Source organism: Acinetobacter sp. YH01018 (assembly GCF_013420295.1).
Classification (GTDB): domain Bacteria; phylum Pseudomonadota; class Gammaproteobacteria; order Pseudomonadales; family Moraxellaceae; genus Acinetobacter.
Genome location: NZ_VOYL01000035.1, coordinates 21,497 through 32,628 on the forward strand (window position 1 = coordinate 21,497; position 11,132 = coordinate 32,628).

Annotated in this window: 9 protein-coding genes, 4 tRNA genes and 1 pseudogene; 10 read left to right on the forward strand and 4 right to left on the reverse strand. The window is 41.7% G+C overall.

Annotation, left to right across the window (positions count from 1 at the left end; translation table 11 throughout):
* Nucleotides 1-190: 190 nt before the first annotated feature.
* From FTT83_RS11535 to FTT83_RS11555, 5 genes are all read left to right on the forward strand, one after another.
* A complete protein-coding gene (locus FTT83_RS11535; protein WP_180176629.1) occupies nt 191-2,032 on the forward strand; it encodes a long-chain-acyl-CoA synthetase in 1,842 nt (613 codons plus the stop codon).
* A gap of 194 nt (nt 2,033-2,226) precedes the next feature.
* Nucleotides 2,227-2,302: transfer RNA gene (locus FTT83_RS11540), tRNA-Lys, on the forward strand.
* Between the two features lie 23 nt (nt 2,303-2,325).
* Nucleotides 2,326-2,401, forward strand: a tRNA-Lys gene (locus FTT83_RS11545).
* Nucleotides 2,402-2,459: 58 nt separating this feature from the next.
* Nucleotides 2,460-2,535 (forward strand) — tRNA-Lys (locus FTT83_RS11550).
* A 223-nt stretch (nt 2,536-2,758) separates the two neighbouring features.
* Nucleotides 2,759-2,834 (forward strand) — tRNA-Lys (locus FTT83_RS11555).
* A gap of 122 nt (nt 2,835-2,956) precedes the next feature.
* Here FTT83_RS11555 and FTT83_RS11560 read toward each other — a convergent pair.
* A complete protein-coding gene (locus FTT83_RS11560; RefSeq protein ID WP_180043075.1) occupies nt 2,957-3,562 on the reverse strand; it encodes a hypothetical protein in 606 nt (201 codons plus the stop codon).
* A gap of 313 nt (nt 3,563-3,875) precedes the next feature.
* On the opposite strand from FTT83_RS11560, the gene FTT83_RS11565 reads away from it, so the two are divergent.
* Nucleotides 3,876-4,139: a PspC domain-containing protein gene (locus tag FTT83_RS11565; RefSeq protein WP_180080081.1), complete on the forward strand. Its 264-nt coding sequence runs from the start codon at nt 3,876-3,878 to the stop codon at nt 4,137-4,139.
* A gap of 89 nt (nt 4,140-4,228) precedes the next feature.
* Here the strand turns inward: FTT83_RS11565 and FTT83_RS11570 are convergent, their stop codons facing one another.
* On the reverse strand, nt 4,229-5,329 hold the full coding sequence (locus FTT83_RS11570; protein ID WP_180080084.1) for an HPP family protein: 1,101 nt from the start codon (nt 5,327-5,329) through the stop codon (nt 4,229-4,231).
* Between the two features lie 204 nt (nt 5,330-5,533).
* Here FTT83_RS11570 and glyQ point away from each other — a divergent pair, with 204 nt between their 5' ends.
* On the forward strand, nt 5,534-6,523 hold the full coding sequence (gene glyQ / locus FTT83_RS11575) for a glycine--tRNA ligase subunit alpha (RefSeq protein WP_180043073.1): 990 nt from the start codon (nt 5,534-5,536) through the stop codon (nt 6,521-6,523).
* Nucleotides 6,523-8,592, forward strand: coding sequence for a glycine--tRNA ligase subunit beta (gene glyS, locus FTT83_RS11580; RefSeq protein WP_180176630.1), 2,070 nt, complete (start codon nt 6,523-6,525; stop codon nt 8,590-8,592). The genes glyQ and glyS overlap by 1 nt, the downstream gene beginning before the upstream one ends.
* Nucleotides 8,593-8,637: 45 nt before the next feature.
* Here the strand turns inward: glyS and FTT83_RS11585 are convergent, their stop codons facing one another.
* A complete protein-coding gene (locus FTT83_RS11585; protein ID WP_180176631.1) occupies nt 8,638-9,780 on the reverse strand; it encodes a DUF4268 domain-containing protein in 1,143 nt (380 codons plus the stop codon).
* A 143-nt stretch (nt 9,781-9,923) separates the two neighbouring features.
* On the opposite strand from FTT83_RS11585, the gene FTT83_RS11590 reads away from it, so the two are divergent.
* Nucleotides 9,924-10,313, forward strand: coding sequence for a hypothetical protein (locus tag FTT83_RS11590; protein WP_180176632.1), 390 nt, complete (start codon nt 9,924-9,926; stop codon nt 10,311-10,313).
* 311 nt (nt 10,314-10,624) lie between these two features.
* On the forward strand, nt 10,625-10,972 hold the full coding sequence (locus FTT83_RS11595; RefSeq protein ID WP_180176633.1) for a hypothetical protein: 348 nt from the start codon (nt 10,625-10,627) through the stop codon (nt 10,970-10,972).
* A 35-nt stretch (nt 10,973-11,007) separates the two neighbouring features.
* On the opposite strand, the pseudogene FTT83_RS11600 reads toward FTT83_RS11595, so the two are convergent.
* Nucleotides 11,008-11,132: pseudogene (locus FTT83_RS11600) on the reverse strand (IS701 family transposase); the annotation flags it as partial.

The window sequence follows — 11,132 nt, forward strand, 5'->3', positions numbered from 1 at the left end:
TTAAATTAGCTCTCGTGCAGTGAAATAAAAAAACCTAGTCATTCCGGTGGCTAGGTTTTTTTTGATACTTTTGTCGGATTAGGTTGATTGCACTAGATTGAAACGATTAAAAGACAAGTGTACAAATCACAGCAAGCGTATTGCGAACAAATAGACTGTATTGGATTATGAAAAAATAAATAGGATTCATATGAACCACACTACACCGAGCGATCTTATTGGTATTGCGGATGTTGCAGCAAAAATACCTAAATTCATCAGCAAAGTCCCTCATTTATTGAGTGGTCTCAAACAAGCCTATTTGCGTACATCCAATACTCCAGCAGGCTTGGGTATTGCCTTTGAAAAAGCGGTAAAACATAATCCGCACGGCATGGCTTTATTATTTGAAGATCAGAAATTCAGTTATCAGGAACTGAATGAATGGGCCAACCAAATTGGACACTTCTATTTATCGCTCGGTGCACAAAAAGGCGATGTGATTGCGGTGATGGTAGAAAACCGTCCGGAACTGATTGCCACAGTTATCGCCCTGGCAAAAATTGGCGTCACCTCTGCTTTGGTCAACACCTCACAAAGCGGTAAAGCACTGACCCACAGCATCAATCTGGTGAAGCCGATTGCCGTAATTGCCGGTGAAGAATGCCGTGCAGCTGTAGAAGACGTTCGTCAGGACCTAGAACTGGCAGCAGACCGTTTTCACTGGTTTGCCGATCAAGCCACACAGGTGGATGCCGGTAAAGCACCTCCGGGCTGGGCCAACCTTGCGGAAAAAGCCGACCAATTTCCAAAATTTAATACTCCGACCACGCACACCATTCAAGGTAAAGATGGCTTATTTTACATCTATACCTCAGGCACGACCGGCCTGCCTAAAGCGGTCATTTTCACCCATAGCCGCTGGACTTTGGCTTATGGCACCTATGGTCACGTGCTGGATTTAAAACCTGATGACGTCATGTACTGCACCCTGCCGCTGTATCATGCCACGGGTATTGTGGTGTGCTGGTGTGGCGTGATTGCAAGCAGTGCAACATTTGCATTACGCCGTAAATACTCAACCTCTGCCTTCTGGAAAGATGTCAAAAAATTTGATGCATCAGCCATCGGTTATGTCGGTGAACTCTGCCGCTATTTAATGGATGCTCCCCCATCTGAACTGGAAAAAGGTCACCGTGTCACCAAAATGATCGGTAATGGCATGCGCCCGAATATCTGGGATAAATTCAAGGAACGCTTTGGCATTGAAGAGGTACTTGAGCTGTATGCATCCAGTGAGGGTAATGTAGGCTTTAGTAACGTGTTTAACTTTGACAACACGGTCGGCTTCTCTCCAACACCTTATGCGATTATTGAATTTGATAAGGAAAGTAATCAGCCGGTGAGAGATGCCAAAGGCTGGTGTAAAAAAGTGAAAAAAGGTGAAGTCGGCTTACTGGTGGGCAAAATTACCCGCCGTTCACCTTTTGACGGCTATACCGATCCGGAAAAAAATAAATCAGTGATTATAAAAGATGTGTTTAAACATGGAGATGCTTTCTTTAATACCGGTGATCTGGTACGCGATATCGGTTTCCGTCATGCCCAGTTTGTAGACCGTCTCGGGGATACTTTTCGCTGGAAAGGCGAAAATGTGTCTACCACTGAAGTTGAAAATGTAGTCAGTGAATATGAAAAAATTGCTGAGGCAGTAGTTTACGGGGTAGAAATTCCCCATACCAATGGACGTGCCGGTATGGCAGCCATTACCTTGAATGCGGGTGCAGAATTAACTGCACAAGACTTAAAGCAAATGGCAAGCGAGTTCAAAAAATGTTTGCCAGCTTATGCTGTTCCGGTATTTTTACGTGTTCAGTCTCAAGTTGAAACGACAGGCACATTTAAATATCAAAAGAATACCCTCAAAGAACAGGCTTTCAACCCCAACAAGACCGATGAGCGTTTACTGGTCCTTCTGCCAAATGCGACAGAATATTGTGATTTAACTGCGGAAATCTTCAGCAATATTCAAGCCTATCAATACCGTTTCTAATTGCAGAACCGCTATTTTTTTATAAGATTAGGCAAATTTGTTGTATTTATAATCAAACATCAACAAGTTTGCTAATTTTTACTTGCGCTCGTTTGATAACTTGCTACAATACGCTCCATCAAAACGAAGTGGTGTTGAGAAAACTCTTTCTTTTCTTGCACTGCACATTCGGACAAGTTCTGAATGTTGGTTCAGGGTCGTTAGCTCAGCTGGTAGAGCAGCGGACTTTTAATCCGTTGGTCCCGCGTTCGAATCGCGGACGACCCACCACTTATTTTGATTGATCTAGAGATGGGTCGTTAGCTCAGCTGGTAGAGCAGCGGACTTTTAATCCGTTGGTCCCGCGTTCGAATCGCGGACGACCCACCATCTTTCCAAAGGCTTCTGACATGAAGCTTTTTTAGCTTTTAAAGCACATTTTCTGAATGGGTCGTTAGCTCAGCTGGTAGAGCAGCGGACTTTTAATCCGTTGGTCCCGCGTTCGAATCGCGGACGACCCACCATTCTTTCTTAGGGCTTCTTTCTGTACTACAATAGAAACGAAACCTGCAATATTCCGACCAAGACAAACCACACCGTTTCGGTTGATTCGCCATTCTCGAAATTTTGCTAGACCGATGTTGCAAAACACAATGCTTCAATGCATCTGTAAAAAATCTTCGATTTTTTTTCTTGCACTCGGGTGAACCCTTAAAGCGATGCTTTAAGTTCACTAATCCTTGCTCAGGGTTGTTAGCTCAGTTGGTAGAGCAGTAGACTCTTAATCTATTGGTCGAGGGTTCGAGCCCCTCACAACCCACCAGATTTTTTATTATTCATCTTATATCCACACGCCCATATAATAAAAAGTGCTCCACATTTACAGCATTTCTCCCCCTCTTGAATTGCAAGTCTGGTTAAATGAAAACACCATCCAATTTTTCTTTAACTGACTTTCTCTTTAACCAAACGATATGCCTGTTGTGGAAAGGGATTGCCTTCGGCAAAATATTGCTCGTTTAAGACAGAAGCATGCGCAATCTTGTCCAAATCCATGACCAGATTTTGATCTTTATCAATATCATAGAAAAATTCCACCCCATTTGAGCGATGCAAAATCACCTGATGATTTTGCCTATCATACGACCAGTGATCTTGCCGATGATACAGATTTGAAGCGAAGCTGATTTGCCCCGAATGGATCAGGGTGCGATGGGCAATTCCATCCTCCTGTAAATTAATAATATAATCTGCTGTACCATCTTTACATCTGACAAAAGGATCATCACAACTGATCGTGGCTTGATAACGGCCAATATAAGGCTCGGCACAGTCTGGAATGGCTTTTTTGATTCTAGATTCTGCCTGTTCCACCGGAACAGTCGCCCGCCCTGCAACATCAGTCAGGCTTCTAGCCTGCTCATCGCTATTCGTTGGAGTTTCTTTTTTGATTTGTTGCGCGACAGAGTCTTCTAAAGGCTTATTGCAACCCACCAAAGCTGCACAAATCACCCCCAAGAAAAAACCACAATAATTCGCTTTTCGAAACACCGCTCTCCCTCCTGAGAGTTAAATTTTATTTGGCTGTCCATAGCCATATTTGCCGATGTACACAATAAAGACTAAAGCACGGATCATCATTTTACCCTCATACATATGGGAATATTTTGTTGATTTTTATTCATATAAATCAACTTATTCAACAAAACATATCTTAAATGACGACCTCTCAATTAAGCCCTTAGCTTTACATAAATTAACTATTTTTTATGGCATGCCCCTTTAAAAAGAAGGGTTCATCTCCATTTTTTTATTACAGGCATGTTGTTTTAACTGCTTTGTTATTTTTATTAAGGAGACCTAGATGGCCAATGTTGGTTTATATCGCTCTAAGCGTCAGAACATGATTGCAGGTGTAATGGGCGGTATTGCTGAACGTTTTGGTTGGAATGCGACTTTACTGCGCATTATTTTCGTTCTGGTTTCTGTCATGAGCGCAGCATTCCCGGGAATCTTGGTGTATTTAATTTTGTGGCTGGTGATCCCTAAACAGCCCAATACCATGTTTGGTCAGGCATCAGCCTATAACAACCCGATCCGCACGGTAAATCCAGATCAAAATCGCTAACATCACGTTGAACTCCATGAGTTGAGTTCGTTTTATGCTACGACTTTTCCCCCAATCAGTCGTAGCTTTTTTTTTGCTTCATTTCTGCTTTATGCCGCTACATTCAACTGCTGGTTCAATGCCGCAATTATATCGGCACGGCTAATAATGCCGACCATTTTCTGTTTTTCCACCACAGGAATATAGTTAAATGAACGCTCGACAAAATAAGGCACCAGGTCCTGAATCGGTTGCTCCGGCTTTACCGTCACCACCTGGCGCACCATAATATCCTTGACCTGACGCTGCCAGGTGGTTCTTAAATCGGTTGCACGTTTAAACCATTCCACCACTTCATATAAAGCCAGCGTACCAACCAGTTGCTGCTGGGCATTGATCACAGGCAGACTCATTAAATTCATGTGTTTGAATTTATCCAGTGCAGAATGGATATCATCATTTTCATTCAAGCTAATCACATCTTTGGTCATGATGTCCTGACACTTAAACTGGCTCATGCCCCGAGCATTGGCTTTTTCTTGGGCTGCTAAAATAATTTTTTGCAGGTCATATTCACTAATATCCAGCAGCTCGGTCTGCTGATCCAATGTGGCCTGAATATCTTGCGGTTGAATGGTGACTTTTTGCGTGGGTGTCGGGTCTTGAGAACGCTGGTTGATCTGGGCGACTTGCGGATACTGTTTTCCTAAAAGACGGTTAAAGATAATCGCTACAAACATCAACAGGACCGAATTTAATAAAACCGGATAAAAAATAAAATAATATCCCAGCTCATGGACCGCTTCGCCACCTAAAACCGCAGTAATCGCCACTGCCCCACTCGGTGGATGCAATGAATCGGTGGTCATCATCAGAAAAATAGACAATGCCACCGCCACACTAAAGGCTTCTGTCAGGTTTGGAATATAGGCCGCACAGGTCACCCCAATGACTCCTGCAATGATATTTCCAATCACCATATTCCACGGCTGTGCCAAAGGACTGGCAGGCACGGCAAACAATAATACTGAAGATGCACCCATCGGCGCGATATACCATGCATTGATATCTCCCAACACCCACCAGCTTATGAAAGATGAAAGTGTCAGTCCAAGTAATGCACCCAGACCGCATAGCAGACGATCTTTCAGAGGAAGAATCTTGAAATTGGGTTTTAGGGTATTTAGCCATTCGAGTCGGGAATGAAACACAGCACGCCTTTTATTGTTTTGGGGAAGAAGTTGCAAATTATAGAATGCTAATGATTAAAGATGTATTTATTTTATATCTTATATTTATCAATAAATCTGTGAATCATTTTTAAACAGCTGATTTCTTGTCCTGAAACCTTTGCCACACCTTTGCAAAATCCTTATACTTAGAGCCAATTTTTCTCTAATTTTAATGGATGCTACATGAGTCGCGCCATATCGCATATTGATACATTTCAAGGCTTAATTCTTGCCTTACAAAACTACTGGGCTGAACAAGGTTGTGTAGTGTTACAACCTTACGATATGGAAATGGGTGCAGGGACATTCCACACTGCAACTTTCCTACGTGCTTTAGGGCCAGAAACATGGAACGCGGCTTACGTACAACCTTCACGTCGTCCGAAAGATGGCCGTTATGGTGAAAACCCGAACCGTTTACAACATTATTATCAGTTCCAGGTAGTGCTTAAGCCAAACCCGGACAATATCCAACAATTGTATTTGGATTCCCTCAAAGCCATTGGTATTGATACCCTGACTCACGACATCCGTTTCGTGGAAGACAACTGGGAATCACCAACCCTCGGTGCTTGGGGCTTGGGCTGGGAAGTCTGGCTAAACGGTATGGAAGTGACCCAGTTCACTTACTTCCAGCAAGTCGGTGGTGTTGAATGTTACCCGGTAACAGGCGAAATCACTTACGGTCTGGAACGTCTGGCCATGTACCTGCAAGGTGTAGATTCAGTTTACGATCTGGTCTGGACCAAAGGTCAGTTCGGTACAGTGACTTACGGTGACGTATTCCATCAAAATGAAGTGGAACAATCGACCTATAACTTTGAATATGCACCAGTCGACAAAATGTTCGAGCTGTTCGACTTCTACGAGGCTGAAGCAACTCGCCTGATAGAAGCTGAACTGCCATTACCAGCCTATGAACAGGTGATTAAAGCATCACACAGCTTTAACTTACTGGATGCTCGCGGTGCGATTTCGGTGACTGAACGTCAACGTTATATTTTACGTGTCCGTACATTGGCACGTGCCATTGCACAAAGTTACGTGGCAGCCCGTGCGAAACTGGGCTTCCCAATGGCAGAACCACATTTACGTGACGAAGTATTGGCGCAGTTAAAAGCACAAGTTGAAGCAGAAGCAGCTCAAGCAGAAAAAGCAGCGGAGAACAAATAATGTCTAAACATACTGTTTTATTTGAACTTGGCTGTGAAGAACTTCCACCGAAAAGCTTAAAAAAATTACGTGATGCCCTTCAGGCAGAAACTGAAAAAGGCTTAAAAGATGCGGGTCTGGCTTTCGACTCAATTGAAGCTTATGCAGCACCACGCCGTCTGGCATTGAAAATTGTTAATGTGGACGGCGCGCAAGCCGATACGCAAAAACGTTTTGACGGCCCAGCAAAACAAGCAGCATTTGATGCTGAAGGTAACCCGACTAAAGCCCTAGAAGGCTTTATGCGTGGTCAAGGCATCACTGTTGATCAAGTATCGACTTTCCAGGCGGGTAAAGTTGAAAAAGTGTGCTACTTAAAAGATGTCAAAGGTCAAAGCCTAGACGTACTTTTACCACAAATTTTACAAGCTGCTTTAGACAACCTGCCAATTGCTAAACGCATGCGTTCTGCGGCTAGCCGTACCGAATTCGTACGTCCAGTTAAATGGGTAGTGTTACTTAAAGACAACGACGTGATTGATGCAACTATTCAGGATCACAAAGCAGGCAACGTGACTTATGGTCACCGTTTCCATGCGCCTGAAGCCATTAGCTTAGCCAATGCAGATGAATATCTACCTAAATTAAAAGCAGCGCATGTTGTGGCGTCTTTTGAAGAGCGTCAAGCGATCATCGACCAGCAAGTCAAAGCACTAGCTGATGAAGTCAATGCCATTGCCATTGTGCCTGCTGACCTTCGTGACGAAGTGACTGCATTGGTTGAATGGCCTGTTGCGCTTCGTGCCAGCTTTGAAGAACGCTTCCTTGCAGTGCCTCAAGAAGCGTTGATCACGACAATGCAGGACAACCAAAAGTACTTCTGTTTGGTAAATAGCGACAACAAACTTCAACCGTACTTCATTACTGTGTCGAACATTGAGTCGAAAGACCCGACCCAAATCATTGAAGGTAACGAGAAAGTTGTTCGTCCACGTTTATCGGATGCTGAATTCTTCTTCTTGCAAGATCAAAAGCAACCGCTGGCATCGCGTAAAGAGAAACTGGCTAACATGGTGTTCCAAGCTGAATTGGGTACACTTTGGGACAAATCGACACGTATTGCAAAACTGGCTGTCGCATTGGCTCCAATCACGGGCGCTAACGCTTCCGATGCTGAAAAAGCTGCCCTGCTTGCAAAATGTGACTTAACTTCTGAGCTTGTGGGTGAATTCCCTGAACTTCAAGGTATTGCGGGTACTTACTACGCACGTATTGAAGGCGAAAATAATGAAGTTGCAGAAGCATTAGGCGAGCAATACTTACCTAAATTTGCCGGTGACGTTTTACCGAAAACCAAGACTGGTACAACCATTGCTCTTGCCGACCGTTTAGATACATTGACCGGTATTTTCGGTATTGGTCAAGCACCTACAGGTTCTAAAGACCCGTTTGCACTTCGTCGTTCTGCCATTGGTATTCTTCGTCTAGTGACTGAAAACGAGCTTGATGTGTCGATTGAAGACCTGATCAAACTTGCATTAGCTGCATATGGCGATGTATTGAAAGATCACGACAAGACTTTGGCAGATGCAGTTGCATTCCTGGAAGGTCGTTACCGTGCGAAATACGAAGACCAAGGCGTTGCAGTTGATGTGATTCAAGCTGTTCAAGCATTGTCGCCAAAATCACCTCTTGATTTTGACAAGCGTGTAAACGCAGTAAATCACTTCCGCGCGTTGCCTGAAGCGGCTGCACTTGCTGCTGCGAACAAGCGTGTTGCCAACATTCTTGCAAAAGAAGCAACACCTGAAGGTGCTGTGGTTGAAGTGAACCTGGTTGAAGATGCTGAAAAAGCATTATTCGCCGAACTTGCGAAAATCACACCTGTGGTTGAGCCATTATTTGCTGCGAAAGACTACACTGCTGCGTTGTCTGCTTTAGCTGCACTTCGTGCGCCTGTCGATGCATTCTTTGACGGCGTAATGGTGATGGCTGATGATGCTGACTTGAAAGCAAACCGTTTACGTATGCTTGCCCAGCTTCGTGGTTTATTTACTGCGGTTGCGGATATTTCGGTGCTTCAGCACTAAGTTGTAGCTAAAATAAAAAACCCGCTTTAGAGCGGGTTTTTTTGTTTATACTTTATTTAATAACTTTTCATTTTGCTTCATTAAGTCATAAGCATCTTTTAAATGAGGAGATAGAGCCTTCTCAAAACGTACAATATTATCTATATGCCATTTGCTAATTTCACCCCAATTATTTTTATCATAACCATCAAAATTCTGTGAGTATTGAATCCTACAAGATTTCTTTCCAACCAATTCTAGCCATTCAAGTTTATGACTAAAAACAGATTCAATCTCTTCTTTTTTGCTGAATAAATATTCAAATATAACAGTATTAACCTCTGGTTCTGAAGGCGAAATAGTCATTTCTACTCTAATTGCCTTTTTACCGAAAATTAAGCTATATGGCATTCCTGCAACCCCTGATCCCGCATTTATCCATTGATCAGTTGTAGGACTAATATTATCAAACCTTCTAAAATCAGATTTTTTGAGCTCTTCCAATAAATATTGCCAATATTCTTTCCTAATAATCTGAGCTTGAGTGACTTCATTTTCAGTGATTTTATCTTCAATACCTTTCTTAGCTAAACCAATCATAAATGCTTGGCTGTCTACTGGAGGCAATATTCTTTCAACGGTTAAAAATTTATCTTGTTGATAATAATATGGTGTCACTTTAAAGCACTGACAATCTAAACCATATTGGCTCATTAACCACAACATAGTATTAGTAACTTCTTTTCTATAATTTGCAGCAACTAAAATTATTCTCTGACTCCCAGCTTTATTAAGCTGAATTTCGCTAATATCAGCATCTAAAAAGTTACATATAAGTTCTTCTGCATTACCATTACCAGATTTATTTAAATAATCTTGAAATATCTTCACAACCTCTTTCGTGTCTAAATTAGAGCAATATCCAGCATACTTTAGTGCCTGCCAAACTACATCCCTACCAGAATCATCTAGTTTATTTTCAATTATTACTAGATTCTTATTTTTGTCTAATGCAAGTAAATCCAAACGCTCATTTGTATCATCAAACCCAGCAAATTCCTTTTGAATTATCAATAAATCTTCCCCTAACACGTTAGGGCTTTTTGCCAACCACTCTTGCAGATGTTTCCGCTCTTGAATTCCTAAATCAGTAAAAGTCGCTTTTGTTACTTGCTCAATAGTGTTTTCATCTGAATTAATTCTATACATAAAGCCCTCAAATTAACCTTTCTCAAAAAAGAATAATTTTATTTTATATCATCAGTTTAGATTAATAAAAAAATGACAACTATAGTCAAGCTAAATCCAATTCCCTATACTCAAGCTAACAACACTCAACAAGAAAGAATCATATGAAATTTAAAACGATTATTTTGACTGGTCTTGCGGGTATTGCTCTTACAGCGTGTACAACTGCGCCAAAAATCCCCCAACTGGAAGCAGGTGTATTACAAGAAGTTCAAAATCTGAAAGTCTATCCAGACACAGTGGATAACAAAGCCAAACTGACTAAATTTATTGATAAATGCGTGATTGAATTTACTGGCAACCTCAAAGCAGGAAAATCCATAGAACACTGGTCATTTAAAGGCAATACCCTGATTTCAGGTGGCGCAACCACCTTTGCTCAAGACGGTTCAAGCACAGCCAATAATTTTGACCTGCATAGCCCAGAAGTACAAAAAAACTTCCTTGCCCTGCGCCATCATTTCCATAAAGATGCCTTGGCCCAATGTAACTAATGCCCTCCGTCAGAATCACTGAATCTATTGGGACTTGGTGATTCTTTCTTTATACAGTCAAAGAGATAGAGAAACCAAACTTCTAACTGTATGGCTTAAAGCAGCATGACTCTTATAAAATAATAAAAATCAAAAACATATATAATTTAGTTTGTAAATTATTTTCACATATTGAGGCAGATTGTTATTCGGTGTTGCGAAAACGTGTGAATTTAATCTCTGATTCCAAACTCCCGCATTAAACTGGTTATGATGGTGCTCTTATAACTCGGTAAACACTCGAGTTTTATCATGCAAGGATAAATCGGGCTATGAAAACAATCAGAACAATAATGATGAGCACAGCACTTTTAGCTTGTACTCCCCTTTTTGCTAACCCGGACACCACAGCAACTTCAGAGCTAAAAGTTAAATACAATGATCAAAATACTGCTGACCACATGCATGGCAGTCAAAAAGGGATGAGTAAAACTCGAACTGCAAAGCCAGACTCCCAAGAAAATATTCAGAACTTTGCCGCTGAAAATGCTATCCCAAGTAAAAATAGCAACCATTCACATCCCAGCAATATGGATATTAACGGTCAAACCCATGCGGAACTGAATCCGTATTCTGAAAAAGCAGCTTCAGCCGATCCCACTCAGAAAATTGAAAAATAAGGTATCTTTTTAAATAACTTAGGACTTACGCACTATTATTTATAGATTCTCTGTGGTAGCAGATGATTTTTATCGAGAATAAAGTCATCAATGAAGTTTTTGATCATTGGTCTAAATAATTTCTTCTGCCAACGATATACATTTTCAAAGATCCGCTCAA

Bases quoted from the DNA above. Each gene is read 5' to 3' on its own strand.
- FTT83_RS11535 (WP_180176629.1), top strand. From the start codon at position 191: ATGAACCACACTACACCGAGCGATCTTATTGGTATTGCGGATGTTGCA.
- FTT83_RS11565 (WP_180080081.1), top strand. From the start codon at position 3,876: ATGGCCAATGTTGGTTTATATCGCTCTAAGCGTCAGAACATGATTGCA.
- glyQ (WP_180043073.1), top strand. From the start codon at position 5,534: ATGAGTCGCGCCATATCGCATATTGATACATTTCAAGGCTTAATTCTT.
- glyS (WP_180176630.1), top strand. From the start codon at position 6,523: ATGTCTAAACATACTGTTTTATTTGAACTTGGCTGTGAAGAACTTCCA.
- FTT83_RS11585 (WP_180176631.1), bottom strand. From the start codon at position 9,780: ATGTATAGAATTAATTCAGATGAAAACACTATTGAGCAAGTAACAAAA.
- FTT83_RS11590 (WP_180176632.1), top strand. From the start codon at position 9,924: ATGAAATTTAAAACGATTATTTTGACTGGTCTTGCGGGTATTGCTCTT.
- FTT83_RS11595 (WP_180176633.1), top strand. From the start codon at position 10,625: ATGAAAACAATCAGAACAATAATGATGAGCACAGCACTTTTAGCTTGT.